Origin of the sequence: Planomicrobium sp. CPCC 101079, assembly GCF_007859275.1 — a bacterium.
Lineage (GTDB): Bacteria > Bacillota > Bacilli > Bacillales_A > Planococcaceae > Planococcus.
This window is the reverse complement of record NZ_VOHC01000030.1, coordinates 71637-85404: the sequence shown is the minus strand read 5'-3', so window position 1 is coordinate 85404 and position 13768 is coordinate 71637. Positions and strand designations below refer to the sequence as shown.

Below are 13768 nucleotides of genomic sequence, written 5' to 3'. Positions count from 1 at the left end.
GGGGAGTTTTTATTATTGCAGCTTTACGGTTATCGGCGGTAAATCGACGGGTTTTCCTTCGTCGTTAGAATGGTTGGCTTTTGTAAATTGCGGCTTGATGATGACGGAAGTTGCTTCTGGGTCGAGCGCTTCAAATGTGAATTGTTCGTTGGTTGGATCACCTGTCCCAAACTGCATCGGATAGGTATTTCCTAAATTGTCTTCCAATTGCCAATTGGCCACGTAAGCCGCATCGATGTCCTGTTTGTTCAATGTTAAGACTGTCGAAAGCTTGGTCAGCAGAAGTTCGTTCAATTTGTAGCGGCCACCTTCAAGCGGAATCGTTTCACCGACTTTTACGGCTTTGCTGTCGAGCGCTTTGAGTTTGAAGTCGAATGACCAGTCACCAACCAATTTTGTTTGGGTATCAAAGTCTTCGAATGATTCGGGCTCCCATGAGACTTTCAATGTGTTGGGCGAACCGAACAGAAAATCCGGTGCCATTGTAATCATTCCGGCGTAAGTCGTGTCGTTGACTTTATTCATCGCGATAGAGGAACCTGAACCGTTCGCGCCGGAAGCTTCAAGAAGACCGCTGGCTAACGGGAATTCTCCCAAATTCTCCTCTGTTCTCAATGCAAAACTGATTGTAACGGACGTTCCATCATATACGGCTTCTTCGATCGATACGGTCGAGCCGTTGCTCGTTTCAGTCAAACCAAGCGGCTGGGCAACTTCGCTGAAATGGTTAAACATGAGCTCGTCCTCATCAAAATGAGAGACGATGTTCTGCAAAATCGGAATTTGTGAAGCCACAGAAGGGAAGGCAATGGCAGTCATCGCTGAAGCGGCTATGAAAATGCTAGCGGCAATCGCCATTTTCTTAATCCAACGAGGTTTCGTTTTTGGGCGAAGCAGGCGCTTTTTCATTTCTTTTTTCTCGAAGTTTGAAACGTCAGCTTCCGGGATTTCTTCAATGTCTGTCATCAGAAACTTGTTCAGCTCGCTCATATGAACCGCTCCTTTCGCTCGAATAAATGCACTAATTTTCGCTTTCCTCGGTACAGCCGGTTTTCAACTGCTGAAATCGTAACACAGAGAGCATCGGCGATGTCCCGGTTCGATAAATCCAGGTAATACTTCATCAAAAACAGTTCCCGGTCCGCTTCCGGCAATTCATGCAGCCGGACCAGCATTTCTTCTCGGGATTCATTTTGCAGTACCTCATCTTCCGTATCGTGATTATGGCCGTCATTTCTGATTTCATCGCTCATGGTTTCCCGGTTCTGCTGTTTTGTAAGGCGTCGGTAACGGTCGATTGCTTTGTATTTTGCCAGCATGCCAGCCCATTTCCGGAAATCTGCAACATCGCCTTCAAATTGGCAAGCTTTCTGCCAAATCGTCAAAAACACATCATTCAAGCATTCTTCGGCTGCTTGCTGGCCGCAGCTTTTCGCTAAAATATGCTGGCAGATCCCTTTTAAAAAAGGCATATATGTATCAATCATAAAATTGAGCGCTTCCTCGTCTTGCCGCTTCAACCGTCCGATAAAATCCTCCACTGGAATCCCTCCTTGCCTTGTTACTTCATACAACGAAGCGCCAAAGGAATTCCTCGCGCGCTTTTCAAATCTTTTTATTAAAATACAATTATAATTCAAAACGACTTTTCCTATACTTTACAAATCGGATGAGTGTCTTCTGTTCTGTTTACAATGGAATGTGAAAGGAGGTCAGCGCATGGATATGCTGAAAGACATGAACGAAGCAATGCATTATATTGAGGAGCACTTGGATGAAAAGATCGATTTTGACGAAGTGGCTGCGATAGCGGGTGTTTCAGAATACCATTTCCGCAAGCTTTTCTCTTATTTATCGGGCATGACTTTGAGCGGCTATATCCGCAGCCGCCGGTTATCGCAAGCAGCGCTCGATTTGCAAGAAGGGGAACGGGTTCTGGATGTGGCGGTGAAGTATGGCTACGATTCGGCGGACGGTTTTAGCCGGGCGTTCCGGGAATGGTCGGGAGTGAATCCATCGGATATGAAAAACAGTACAGCTTTCAAACTGTTTCCGCGTCTGACTTTCCAATTAACTATCCGAGGAGGAATGGACATGGAATACCGAATTGAAGAAAAAGCTGCATTCAAGCTTGTAGGACTCAAAAAACGCGTGCCGATCGTTTTTGAAGGGCAAAATCCGGTAATATTGAAGATGGCTCAGTCTATTACCAGTGAGCAGCGTGAGAAGCTGCAAAGCTGGCGCAATACGGATGTTAAAACCGTTGTCAATGCGTCTATGAACTTTGACGAAGGCCGCTATAAAGAGCAAGGGCAGCTTGACCACTTGATCGGCTCCATCACAACGCTGGAAGAAAGTTTTGAAGGGTTCGATGTCGTGGCTGTTCCTGCTGGGAAATGGGCGGTATTCCGTATGGAAGGGTCATTCCCGCAAAAGCTGCAGGAGACTTGGGCGAAAATTTTTTCCGAATGGCTGCCTTCATCCAATTGCGAACTCGTTGACGGACCGGAAATTTCGTTTAATGGCGACATGGCGGATTTGCAGAAAGTCTCGAGCGAGATTTGGATTCCGGTGAAAAGGATGGATAGCTAAAAAATAACCAATGCCGCCCCCCAAAAAAACGGGTGCGGCATTTTTAAGTTCTAGCGCAACGAACAAGTGTTTCTATGTTATAATACAACAAAGTCAAAAAGTCGGAAAAGTTAAAATTCAAAAGGAGGCTGGCTGGTTATGCGGACGATTTTATTTGTGGTATTGGACGGATATGCAGACTGGGAAGGTGCGCCGCTTGCTGCAGCGTTGATGGGAGAGCTGGAAGAAGTAGGCGAGTATAATGTGAAAACGGTATCTTTGACCAAAGAACCTATAAAGTCGATGGGCGGTTTTACTGTTCTTCCGGATTACGCAATTGAGGAAGCTCCTGAGGATTTTGCCGGTTTGATTTTGATCGGCGGAACTTCCTGGCGGAAAGAAGCGAGCCAGCGGGTGATGGAGCTTGTCGAAAAGGCGATGGAGCGGGAAGTGGTAGTAGGCGCGATTTGTGACGCGACGGTCTTTTTAAGCAAGAACGGGCTATTGAATAACATCGAACACACCGGCAACTTCCTGGAAAACTTGAAGGAAATAGGCGGCGAAAACTACAGCAACGAAGCCGGCTATCTCCAGCAGCAGGCAGTCCGGAGCGGACAAGTCATCACAGCCAACGGTACTGCATTTTTAGAGTTTGGAAAAGAAGTGCTGCAGGCACTGGAGGCGGCGCCCGAAGAGAAGATAGAGGAATGGTATGGCTTTTTCAAGCAAGGTTTCCATGACTTCATGAAGACGAATAGTTGAGGCGAGCAGGCCCGACCACCCCTGATTGTGGAGTTTCAGCCACAACCAGGGGTGGTTTTGTTTTTGATGGTGAGCCCAGCAGAAATTCGATAAACTGAGAGAAGGAATAACGCACATAAAACAGGCAAACAAGAATCTGATGAATGATTGGAATGAGACGATGTTCAAAATTATGATAGTGGAAGACGATTTGACGATTGCCGGTGTGTTGAAAGAAGAGCTGCAAAAATGGAATTATGAAGCGTTCCTAGTGGAAGATTTCAGCCGGGTAATGGAGGAATTCAAAGACAATGCGCCACAGCTTGTGCTGATGGACATTTCGCTTCCCTCGTTCAACGGCTATTATTGGTGCCAGGAAATTCGCAAGGCATCACAAGTGCCAATCATTTTCATCTCTTCCCGGAATGAGAATATGGATATTGTCATGGCCATCCAGATGGGGGCAGATGACTTCATCTCCAAGCCGTTTGATCTTACGGTAGCGGTTGCGAAAACACAAGCGCTGTTAAGAAGGACTTACGATTTTAACGAATCGGATAATTTCCTGAACTTCAACCGAACGGTCCTGAAGCCCGGTGAATCTAAACTCTACTATGAACAGCAGGAAGTGGATTTGACGCGGACGGAGTTGAAAATTCTTGAACTGCTGTTTTTGGAAAAAGGCGAATACGTCACACGGGAAGAAATCATGGTCAAATTATGGGAAGACGAATCGTTCATCGACGACAACACCTTGGCAGTCAACATTACAAGGCTGCGCAAAAAACTTGCAAAAGCCGAGCTGCTGGATTTCATCGTGACCAAAAAAGGGATCGGCTATGCCCTGAACAAGGAGGCAGCCCATGAATAAACCCTCAAAAAGTGAAGTATTGAAAAGCTTTTTGCTGGCAGTGCGCGCGCAGTTTTTCGTATTTTTCGGCACCATTGGAATTTTCGGGCTGGTTTTTGTATTGGGAAGGCTGCCTTTTGATCTCTTTTTATATTGTACGGAATTAGCGGCTTTTTTCTTTCTCGCATACTTAATCGTCCAGTATATCCGTTTTAACAAACGTTATTTGCTGCTTCAAAGCCTGCAGACTGTAAGTGCGTCGAATATAAAAGAGGTTGCTGAAAACGCTGACCCTGCAGAGCGGTTATATATTGAAAAACTCGAGGAGCTGCTTCTCGACTTGCGTGAGCTTGAGAACTTGCATAAAGATCGGCAAGCTGACCAGCTTGATTATTTCACGCTTTGGCTCCACCAGATCAAGACACCGATTTCCGCCATCAGTTTACTGAACCAAAGTTCTCAAGCAAAAGAGGCAAAGCAGATTTCTCAGGAATTGGTGCGGCTTGAAGATTACACCCATATGGCGCTAAATTACATAAAGCTCGAAGAACCCGGGGCAGAAATGGATCTTGCCGAGGTGGATCTTGATGACATTATAAAAAAAGCGATCAAGAAATATTCGATCCTCTTCATCTATAAAGGCATCAAGCTCGATTACGAGCCGCTCGGAATCCGGGCATTGTCCGACGGAAAATGGCTGCAGAATCTGCTGGAACAAATTTTGTCGAACAGTTTAAAATATACGCCGCATGGCACAATTTCTATTTTCAAAGACCCGAAGAATGCGCATGTTCTCGTTATTGAAGATACCGGCCTAGGCATCCGCACCGAAGATTTGCCAAAGGTTTTCAATAAAGGCTATTCAGGACTAAATGGCCGGCTTCATGAAAAATCGACGGGCCTCGGACTCTTTCTCAGTAAAAAAATATGCCAGCGGCTGGGCCACACGCTCGATATCCAGTCGGAATTCGGTCGAGGCACCCGCGTGTCGATCGACATGTCGAGAAAAGAATTAGCGGTTTTTGACTGAAGAAGAAATGCTCCTGAAGAAATTCGGAGCATTTTTTGCTGAATCACTCGATTTTATTAAATAGATTGATGGAAGCGATCGTTTATGTGAACTAATGGAGCTTTTACATGAACTGATCGACTTTTAACATGAACTTTTGAGATTCTTTCATGAACTAACGCATTTCTTACATGACCTATGGAACTTTTTACATGAATTAGCCAAAAATCGGCAATCTTACGAAACCGTAAGATTGCGTATCTGATTGTAAGGCTAGGTACAGGCAGCCCGTTTTTTCCTGTCGTATCATTGAGAGCAAGGAGGGGTTAGCAATGACCTTATTAGAAATTAAAAATCTTAAAAAAGTATACACAGCGAGATTCTCAAACCAGCAGACAGAAGCGCTGGCAGCCGTCAATTTTTCAGTGAAAGCAGGGGAGTTTGTTTCGATCATGGGGGAATCCGGTTCGGGAAAGACGACGCTCTTGAATATTATCTCAACGCTTGATGATGCGACTTCCGGCGAAGTCTATTTGGACGGCGAGCCATTATCCAAAATCAAAGACAAGGAAATTTCCGCTTTCCGCAGAAATACGCTTGGCTTTGTTTTTCAAGATTTTAACTTACTGGATAATTTCACGATCAAAGACAACATCCTTTTGCCTTTGGTGCTGTCAAAAACGCCGATTGAGGAAATGGAGCGTCGGTTGATACCCATTGTCAAAAACCTTGGAATCGAAGCCCATATCAACAAATTCCCATACGAGGTTTCAGGCGGGCAAAAGCAGCGGGTTGCTGTAGCGCGGGCCCTCATCACGCAGCCGAAAATCATTTTGGCGGATGAACCGACAGGCGCCCTTGACTCGAAAGCGTCTCAAAACTTGATGGAAATCCTTAAAGGCATCAATGAAACCGGACAGACGATTTTAATGGTGACCCACAGTACGCGGGCTGCAAGTTTTTCAAATCGCGTCCTCTTTATTCGGGATGGCGCGGTGTACCATGAAATTTACCGGGGGGATGCATCAGCTGACGAGTTCATGGACCGCATCTCGCAGTCATTGACCGTCTTGTCCAGCCGGGGTGAGCGGAATGAATAGCCGCTTCTTCTCTTCATTGGCGCTGCGCAATATCCGGTCGAACAAGCAATTGTACATTCCCTACCTGCTGTCCTCAACTGCGATTATTATGATGTTTTATTTGATGGCTTCTTTAATGACAAATAAGTTTGTGCAGGAGCGTTCGAGTTCGTTGCCGACATTGTTTGGCATTGGGGTAATTGTCATTGGCATCTTTTCGGTTATTTTCATCTTGTATACAAACAGCTTTCTCATAAAGAGAAGAAAAAAGGAAATCGGCCTTTACGGCATCTTGGGGCTCGAGAAGAAACACGTCGCGAAAATTCTGTTTTTCGAAACCTTTTTTACAAGCATTTTAAGCATTGCCGCAGGCTTAGTGGCGGGACTGGTTTTTGGCCGCCTGGTCTTCATGCTGTTGAATTATTTGCTGCGCTTGCCTTCGAATATCGGCTATTCGACTTCGCTGATGACCGCTGCGGCAACAGTTGCATTATTCGTTGGCATCTTTGGAATCACCTATCTTTATAACGTCAGCCAATTCACGTTTGCGAACCCGATCAAATTACTGAAAGGGAAGCAGGAAGGCGAGAAAGAACCGAAAGGCTCAATCATTCTTTTTCTTCTTTCCCTGATTTTTCTTGGCTGGGGCTACGGGATATCACTGACGATCCCAGATCCTCTTAGCGCGATATCCAAATTCTTTTTGGCTGTGCTGCTAGTCATCATCGGAACTTATCTCTTGTTTGTGTCCGGATCGATTTTCATTTTAAAGGCAATGAAGAAAAACAAGCGCATCTACTATCGTCCTGGCGCTTTTATCTCCATCTCGGGCATGCTGTACCGCATGAAACAAAATGCGGTGGGCCTGGCGAATATTTGTATTTTGGCATCAATGGTCATCATTGCGGTTTCCACTACTGTGACTATTTTTATCGGGTCAGAAGAAACATTGGAGAACCGTTTTCCGTATGAAAACAATATGACGCTTCACGGAGACCCTGAAAACGCCGATGCCATAAATACACGCTTTTTCGAGCTTCAAGACCAGTTCCGTGAAGATACAAAAAAACTGGGCCTTGAAGTGACGGAAATGGAGACTTATCGCTATCAAAACCTGTTTGGCAGGCTGAACGGCAATCGATTTGTATTTGAAAAAAGCAGTCCAGGAACAGAACTGCCTGTTTTCATGGATGTCCTGCCTCTTGAAGATTTCAATAAAATGACCGGGAAATCGTATTCACTGGCAGACGATGAAGCACTTTACTACCACTCGACCGGAACGTATAAAGAAGAAGAATTGGCTATTGGAGAGCAGACTTTCCAATTGACTCCGATCGAAAACGAATTCAGCGAGGAGATGGCGTTGACGGAATCGCTGGCACTTGTCGTGCCAAACATTTCGCAAATTGAGCAAATCAAAGCGGATTTTGAAAAAGAGGTGCCAGGAGACAGTTATATGGCGATCAATGCAAAAATCGGCTGGAATACGACTGGCACCGAGGAAGATAAGAAAAAACTTGCCGATCAATTGAGCGAAGGATATAGTTGGGCTTCGGATGGCCATTACGAGTCGCGGGAAAACCAGCGTGTAGAATGGTACAGCATGAACGGCGGCTTTTTGTTCCTCGGCATTTTCCTGGGCTTGCTGTTCACCATCGGTACGGTGCTGATCACGTACTTCAAGCAAGTATCCGAAGGTTTTGACGATCGTGGGAAATTCCAGATCATGCAGAAAGTCGGCCTTGATAAAGAGATGATTCAAGAGTCGACGCGTTCGCAGATTGTCTGGATGTTCCTGTTGCCGATCGTCATCGCGACAATCCATGTGGTTTTTGCTTATCCGATTGTCCGGAAATTGCTGCTGATCTTCGGCATCACCAATGAAAAGACCTGGCTCTTGTCATTTATCGGTGTTGTCATCGCCTTTGCAGCGATTTATTGGATGATTTACCGAGTCACTTCGAAGGTGTATTATGGAATCGTGAAATAGCTCTAAAGAAAAAGGAATTCGGCACTATGCCGAATTCCTTTTTAGTATCTGCCATGCTTGGCCTGAAACTTTTCTTCAGATTGGAGTAAATAAGAAACGCCTTCGATAAATCCGAGAATCGCAGGGATGGCTGTCCAACAAAATGCCAAATACAAAAGTCCAGTCTTGGTTTTGCCTAAGTAGAATTTATGGGCTCCAAAATCTCCTAGGAAAATGCCGAGAAGCCCTGCTGCTAATTTGCTTTTCATCCTCATCATCCTTTCTGCGTTTTGCTTATTTTTCCCGGAAGTTAGTAGAATTAACCTCAATTCTGAATTGTTGCCGCAATGTTTCTTAACGCATGGAAACCATTACTCGACTACATGCTCCGCTTGTGCTTCAAAGGCCGGGCCTTCTTCCGGCGTCAGCCAAACTTCCAATGTGTAAGTGCCTGGTTCGAGATCCGCTTCAGGAACGTCGAATTCATAGTTCAACTCTTCGGCTTGCTTGATCGATTCTTCGCCCATATTCTGTGTGAACGAAGCAACGGAAGAAAAGAGGAAAGCTTGCTCGCCATCTTTTGTTGTCAAGGAAAAATCAAATCGTTGGCCGCTTGTGAATGTAAAAGTTTTCACTTGTTCCGTTTGATTTTTCAACGTATAGCGATACGTGTCTTCATCTACCTGTTCAATTGTCGGGTTCACTGCACCGGCAAGTATTCCTCCCGAAGAACCTTCGGTAGACTCAGGTTCTTCTGCTGGCGGTTCATTTGTTGTCTCATCCTCGCTCGTTCCACAAGCGGCTAGAAGCAGCAGGAACGCCAGAAATATCAATGCTCGAAGCCATGTTTTTTGCTTCATAGTCAATCCTCCTTGGGTATCGCATTGCTGTTTAAGATGAGAACGTTATAAGCTGCTAAAAGTTACAGTTCGACTATACTCTTTATGCAATCAATCCGGAAGGCTAAATAGAGGAGACTATTAAAATTCTAAAGTCCTGAAATGCAAAGCCAATACTTATACTAGTGAAAGCTGTGCATTAAAGTTATTGTATTATTCAAAATTGCGAATAACATGTAGTATAGACATATAAGATGGCATATTACATCTGAATCGCGAAAGGGGCACGACAACTGTGAAACAACAAATTCCTTTTTCAAAAGATATCGAGTTAGCTTTTAAAAACGATCCGCCAGGCCAATGGCTATCGGTTCTTCCGAAAGGCTGTATCCGACTTAGTTCAGGATATCCGGAACCCGCGCTCGTGCCTTCAAAAGAGTTAAAGGAGTCAGTGGCCAATCTGCTTGATGCAGAAGGTGATTTGCCGCTTCAATATATTGGAAGCCCAAAGATCCCAGAGCTGAAAAAAATTATCCAGGAGCGGTTGGCAGCGCGGGGGGTGATGGTTTCGGACGAGGAGCTTTTGGTCACTTCAGGTGCTTGCCAGGCGATTGATCTGATTGCGCGTGTTCTGTTGGATGATGAAGCACTTGTTGCGTTAGAATCGCCGACCTATATGGAGGCATTGGAAGTTTTCCGGAATTACACAGAACGGTTTATGGATGTGCCGGTGGACGAGGATGGGCTGCAAACAGAAATCTTTGCAGAAATGCTGAAGGATAGAAAAAGGCAAGGTTTGCCTTTGCCGCGCATCCTGTACACCATTCCAACTTCACAGAACCCAACAGGGACTACGATGTCACAGGAACGCAGAGAGCATGTCTTAGCACTTGCCGAAGAATACGGTTTCCTTATTTTAGAAGACGATGCTTATGGGGAACTCGGATTTAAAGAGAATCCGCGTCTCATAAAAGAACTGGATCGGCACAACTCCGTACTCCATATCGGATCTTTTTCAAAAGTAGTGGCGCCAGGCATGCGAATTGGTTGGGTAGCGGGTGCTGAGGAACTAATCACGACACTCAATTGGTTCAAGAAAGATTTGCATCATCCGTTTGCCCAATCAACAATGGCGACATTTCTTGAAACTATTGATTTTGACGAACGTTTGAAACACCTGGCGGCTTCATATCAGTCAAAATGCGAGACGATGCTTCAGGCTTTGCAGGAGTTCTTGCCGCCGTCGGTTTCCTGGTACGTGCCTGAGGGCGGCTATTTTATTTGGGCCAAAGTTCCGGGAATCGATACAGTCGAGCTATTGCCAAAGGCATTAGCTGCAGGGATGTCATTTGTGCCAGGCAAATACTTCTTCTTAAATCCAGAAGAAGGAACAGAATTTTTGAGGTTGTCGTTCAGTTACGCAAGTGAAGAAGAGATTGTCCAAGGAATTCGGTTGCTGGGCGAAGTAGTTCAAAAAGCGCTAGCTCCGAAATGAAATCGAAAAGGCGTTTCCAGCAACCTGATAAGGTGCTGGAAACGCCTTTAGTTTTGTCTCTTATTATCTCGATGCTAAAAGTTATTTCATGAAACTGCTTACGAAGATCAAGTAACCGAAGCCTCGTAAATTGTCTGGATCGAATCTTCGATTGCTGCATTGAATTCATCATCCGACTGGCTCGCGCTTACCCCTTCGGACAGGCCACGGGAGAAGCTGGCAATCAGGCCGTGGTTGGCTGCCAGTTTTTCATTCGCTTCTTTCCGGGAATATCCTCCGGAGAGGGCGACGACCCGCACGACTCGTGGATGTTCAATCAATTCGCGGTAGAAGTTGTTGACCGTTGGAATGGACAGCTTCAGCATGACGTTTTGGTCTTCGTCCAGCTGATCCAAGCTAGCGAGAAGCTCTTGTTTCAATATCTCTTCGCATTTTTCTTTGTTTTCACTATGGATGTTCACTTCCGGTTCAATAATCGGCACAAGCCCCGCTGCAAGGATTTGCTTAGCGACTTCAAATTGCTGGTCGACCACTTGCCGGATGCCGTCTTGATTTGGTTCGTTGATGACAGAACGCATTTTCGTCCCGAAAATATGCCGCTCGTTTGCCCGCTGCAGAAGTTCGTCTAAATTTGGAATGGGCTTCATCAATTGAACGCCATTGTTTTCGTCCGCCAGCCCTTTGTCGACTTTCAGGAAAGGAACGACGCCTTTTTCTTCCCAAAGATAGTCAGGTGTGTATTTGCCTTCCACTTCGCGGTCCATCGTCTGCTCAAACAAGATGGCTCCAAGAATTGAGTCGGAGTTGAAGGAAGGGGCAGTCATGACCCGCGTCCGCATTTCATGGATCAAGTCGTACATTTCGTCTTCATTGGAATATTGGTCTTCGGAAATCCCGTAAAGCTTTAATGCTTTTGGTGTACTGCCGCCGCTCTGGTCGAGTGCAGCGATAAATCCTTTTCCATTCTTCACTAAATCGAATTGTTCTTGATTCATTGTCCCAGCTCCTTAGATAATTTTCCTGAAAAATTAGCAGTAGCCTTACATTCTTAGTGTAACAAAAATTCAACTTTTTGTGTGCTAATAAATTAACTATTCTGTAAATAGAATGATTATAGAACCGGTGGAATGGGAATGGTGAAATGAGAAAATAGTTTGCCGCAAAATTTAGAAACAAGGAGGGATTTGCAATGAAATCAAACGCCTCAGATGAATATGATGCAACCAAAAGCCCGAAAGAAGATGAAACTGCAGCGGATAAAGTGGTGGATAGAGCACAAAAGTTCATGGGAGTTGATGGCGGCCAAGATGAGGATTTAGATGCTCCATATCAAAATGCGCCGGATGAAGATGAATCTGATGTGCCAAAAGGGGACAAAATCATTAAAAATCGCAAGACAGGTGAAGAAACTCGAGTGGAAAATACAGGGGACAAATATTAACAGGTATAACAACAACCACCTTCATTAAGGTGGTTTTTTATGTTTTATCAAAGGAAAAACAAAGTCTAAAACAATGAAGCCAAATTACTTCGTAACGCACAATGCTTTGATATGAAATTTCTTATCTACAAGGAAATTACAGTTAATTAAAAGAAAATTCTGTAATAACGCACCTATTTCTTCCATCTTCTATTATACTATAAAAAAGTCTTGCACAAGAAATGCTTGAGAATGGTTTAGCTTTAAGAAAGGCTGAATTATACATAGCAACATAAGAAAAATTATAAGCTTAATTGCAAAAGTTTTAATGCGAACGGCAGGAATTATTAATGAAAAGAAAAACGGAAACCAATGCCGATATATACGTATAGGTTTAAAGATATTTTAATATAAATAAAATACATACGTATAAGTTAATTCGTCACTAATGTTAGAAAGCTTGATGCAAAGCGGCTATTGAGCTTGTTTTAAAAATAAACCAATTTTTTAGAAAAAACAAAATTGCTTATTGCATTATGAAAGCGTTTGCTTTATGATAAACGTACGTACAAATTGTTTTGAAAATTCTAAGTATTCATAAGGGGGTGAGTGGGCAGTTTGCTGCGCAAGTAGAAAACGCAGAAACGCTCCAACGGGTCACAGTTATATTTTTTAGCCTTTTATCCAGATTTTTCTATAAAATCAATTTTGTAACTTTTATTGCGGTCTCTGGCTTAAGGGAATTCACGAAAACAAGAGGGGGAAAAGAAATGCAAAACATGTTCAAGTCAAGATTATTGGTATTGCTAATTGTAGCGGTAATGATGCTGTTATCTGCCTGTGGATCAAGTTCAAGTTCAAGTGAAGCGAAAGCGGGTTCTGGGGGTTCGGACAAACTTACTATTGGGTTTTCCCAAGTCGGTGCTGAGAGTGAATGGCGAACAGCGAATACGGAATCTGTAAAAAGCGCAATTACAGGAGCTGGACATGAACTGAAATTCTCCGATGCTCAGCAAAAGCAAGAAAACCAACTAAAGGCAATCCGCGATTTTATCGCTCAAGATGTTGATGCAATTGTTTTCTCGCCAGTGGTAGAAACAGGTTTTGAAACGGTTTTGCAAGAAGCGAAAACAGCAGGGATTCCAGTGTTTTTAGCTGACCGCGCAGTAGATATTGAAGATGACTCGCTATGGACAGCATTTATTGGTTCTGATTTTGTTGAAGAAGGACGTAAAGCGGCAAACTGGCTAGTTGAAGAGTACAAAGACCATGAAGGCGATGTAAATATTGCGGAATTGCAAGGAACTGTTGGGTCTGCTCCGGCGATTGACCGCAAAGAAGGTTTTGAAGAAGTGTTGGCAGACCATCCTAAATTCAAAATCATCAAAACGCAAACAGGTGATTTCACACGATCTAAAGGAAAAGAAGTTATGGAAGCTTTCTTGAAAGACGAAGGGGAAAATATCGACGTATTGTTCTCACATAATGATGATATGGCTATCGGCGCAATCCAAGCGATTGAAGAGTATGGTTTGAAGCCTGCAGAAGACATCAAGATTATCGGTGTTGATGGCGTTAAGGGAGCTTTCGAAGCAATGGCTGATGGAAAAATGAACGTTACGGTTGAATGTAATCCGTTATTCGGCGAACAGCTCGTTGAAATTATTGAATCTCATTTGGCGGGCGAGGAAGTTGAGAAGAGAATTGCAGTAGAAGAAAGTGTTTATACAATGGATCAAGCAGCAGAACTGTTGCCGGATCGTAAGTATTAATAAATAGTTACAAAGGAATGGAG

General features: G+C 44.2%; 14 protein-coding genes. 9 read left to right on the top strand and 5 right to left on the bottom strand.

The annotated features are described in order from the left end of the window. Positions 1-12 precede the first annotated feature (12 nt). Together FQV28_RS15580 and FQV28_RS15575 are read right to left on the bottom strand one after the other, a co-directional pair. Complete coding sequence (locus FQV28_RS15580; RefSeq protein ID WP_146497432.1) at positions 13-990, bottom strand: DUF4179 domain-containing protein; 978 nt, start codon at positions 988-990, stop codon at positions 13-15. Then, the gene (locus tag FQV28_RS15575) at positions 987-1541 is read right to left on the bottom strand and encodes a sigma-70 family RNA polymerase sigma factor (RefSeq protein ID WP_146497431.1); all 555 of its coding nucleotides are present in this window, start codon (positions 1539-1541) and stop codon (positions 987-989) included. Before FQV28_RS15575 ends, FQV28_RS15580 begins: the two co-directional genes overlap by 4 nt. A gap of 178 nt (positions 1542-1719) precedes the next feature. Here FQV28_RS15575 and FQV28_RS15570 point away from each other — a divergent pair, with 178 nt between their 5' ends. The 6 genes from FQV28_RS15570 (at position 1720) to FQV28_RS15545 (ending at position 8240) form a co-directional block, all read left to right on the top strand. Next, the gene (locus FQV28_RS15570; RefSeq protein ID WP_146497430.1) at positions 1720-2592 is read left to right on the top strand and encodes an AraC family transcriptional regulator; all 873 of its coding nucleotides are present in this window, start codon (positions 1720-1722) and stop codon (positions 2590-2592) included. Between the two features lie 138 nt (positions 2593-2730). Then, positions 2731-3333 carry a type 1 glutamine amidotransferase family protein gene (locus FQV28_RS15565; protein WP_146497429.1) on the top strand — a complete coding sequence of 201 codons (603 nt, stop codon included), beginning with the start codon at positions 2731-2733 and terminating at the stop codon, positions 3331-3333. Positions 3334-3493: 160 nt separating this feature from the next. Next, positions 3494-4183, top strand: coding sequence for a response regulator transcription factor (locus tag FQV28_RS15560; protein WP_146497428.1), 690 nt, complete (start codon positions 3494-3496; stop codon positions 4181-4183). Then, positions 4176-5192, top strand: coding sequence for a sensor histidine kinase (locus FQV28_RS15555; protein ID WP_146497427.1), 1017 nt, complete (start codon positions 4176-4178; stop codon positions 5190-5192). Before FQV28_RS15560 ends, FQV28_RS15555 begins: the two co-directional genes overlap by 8 nt. 311 nt (positions 5193-5503) lie before the next feature. Next, on the top strand, positions 5504-6271 hold the full coding sequence (locus FQV28_RS15550) for an ABC transporter ATP-binding protein (RefSeq protein WP_146497426.1): 768 nt from the start codon (positions 5504-5506) through the stop codon (positions 6269-6271). Further along, positions 6264-8240: an FtsX-like permease family protein gene (locus tag FQV28_RS15545; RefSeq protein WP_146497425.1), complete on the top strand. Its 1977-nt coding sequence runs from the start codon at positions 6264-6266 to the stop codon at positions 8238-8240. The genes FQV28_RS15550 and FQV28_RS15545 overlap by 8 nt, the downstream gene beginning before the upstream one ends. A gap of 41 nt (positions 8241-8281) precedes the next feature. On the opposite strand, the gene FQV28_RS15540 is transcribed toward FQV28_RS15545, so the two are convergent. Continuing rightward, complete coding sequence (locus tag FQV28_RS15540) at positions 8282-8488, bottom strand: TM2 domain-containing protein (protein WP_222433280.1); 207 nt, start codon at positions 8486-8488, stop codon at positions 8282-8284. 102 nt (positions 8489-8590) lie between these two features. After that, entirely contained in the window at positions 8591-9079 is a 489-nt protein-coding gene (locus FQV28_RS15535) for a BsuPI-related putative proteinase inhibitor (protein ID WP_146497423.1), read from the bottom strand. Between the two features lie 274 nt (positions 9080-9353). On the opposite strand from FQV28_RS15535, the gene FQV28_RS15530 reads away from it, so the two are divergent. Continuing rightward, positions 9354-10553, top strand: coding sequence for an aminotransferase-like domain-containing protein (locus tag FQV28_RS15530; RefSeq protein WP_146497422.1), 1200 nt, complete (start codon positions 9354-9356; stop codon positions 10551-10553). A 107-nt stretch (positions 10554-10660) separates the two neighbouring features. Here the strand turns inward: FQV28_RS15530 and FQV28_RS15525 are convergent, their stop codons facing one another. Then, positions 10661-11548: a fructose bisphosphate aldolase gene (locus FQV28_RS15525; protein ID WP_146497421.1), complete on the bottom strand. Its 888-nt coding sequence runs from the start codon at positions 11546-11548 to the stop codon at positions 10661-10663. 194 nt (positions 11549-11742) lie between these two features. Between FQV28_RS15525 and FQV28_RS15520 the strand changes: the two genes are divergently transcribed. Continuing rightward, positions 11743-11994, top strand: a complete 252-nt coding sequence (locus FQV28_RS15520; protein ID WP_146497420.1) for a hypothetical protein — start codon at positions 11743-11745, stop codon at positions 11992-11994. 749 nt (positions 11995-12743) lie between these two features. Beyond that, positions 12744-13745: an ABC transporter substrate-binding protein gene (locus FQV28_RS15515; protein ID WP_255472978.1), complete on the top strand. Its 1002-nt coding sequence runs from the start codon at positions 12744-12746 to the stop codon at positions 13743-13745. Positions 13746-13768: the final 23 nt, after the last annotated feature.

What these genes read in the sequence shown, in the direction of transcription:
- FQV28_RS15565 (WP_146497429.1), top strand. Translation starts at nt 2,731, where the DNA reads ATGCGGACGATTTTATTTGTGGTATTGGACGGATATGCAGACTGGGAA.
- FQV28_RS15525 (WP_146497421.1), bottom strand. Translation starts at nt 11,548, where the DNA reads ATGAATCAAGAACAATTCGATTTAGTGAAGAATGGAAAAGGATTTATC.
- FQV28_RS15535 (WP_146497423.1), bottom strand. Translation starts at nt 9,079, where the DNA reads ATGAAGCAAAAAACATGGCTTCGAGCATTGATATTTCTGGCGTTCCTG.
- FQV28_RS15545 (WP_146497425.1), top strand. Translation starts at nt 6,264, where the DNA reads ATGAATAGCCGCTTCTTCTCTTCATTGGCGCTGCGCAATATCCGGTCG.
- FQV28_RS15555 (WP_146497427.1), top strand. Translation starts at nt 4,176, where the DNA reads ATGAATAAACCCTCAAAAAGTGAAGTATTGAAAAGCTTTTTGCTGGCA.
- FQV28_RS15570 (WP_146497430.1), top strand. Translation starts at nt 1,720, where the DNA reads ATGGATATGCTGAAAGACATGAACGAAGCAATGCATTATATTGAGGAG.
- FQV28_RS15540 (WP_222433280.1), bottom strand. Translation starts at nt 8,488, where the DNA reads ATGAAAAGCAAATTAGCAGCAGGGCTTCTCGGCATTTTCCTAGGAGAT.
- FQV28_RS15560 (WP_146497428.1), top strand. Translation starts at nt 3,494, where the DNA reads ATGTTCAAAATTATGATAGTGGAAGACGATTTGACGATTGCCGGTGTG.
- FQV28_RS15550 (WP_146497426.1), top strand. Translation starts at nt 5,504, where the DNA reads ATGACCTTATTAGAAATTAAAAATCTTAAAAAAGTATACACAGCGAGA.
- FQV28_RS15520 (WP_146497420.1), top strand. Translation starts at nt 11,743, where the DNA reads ATGAAATCAAACGCCTCAGATGAATATGATGCAACCAAAAGCCCGAAA.
- FQV28_RS15580 (WP_146497432.1), bottom strand. Translation starts at nt 990, where the DNA reads ATGAGCGAGCTGAACAAGTTTCTGATGACAGACATTGAAGAAATCCCG.
- FQV28_RS15515 (WP_255472978.1), top strand. Translation starts at nt 12,744, where the DNA reads ATGCAAAACATGTTCAAGTCAAGATTATTGGTATTGCTAATTGTAGCG.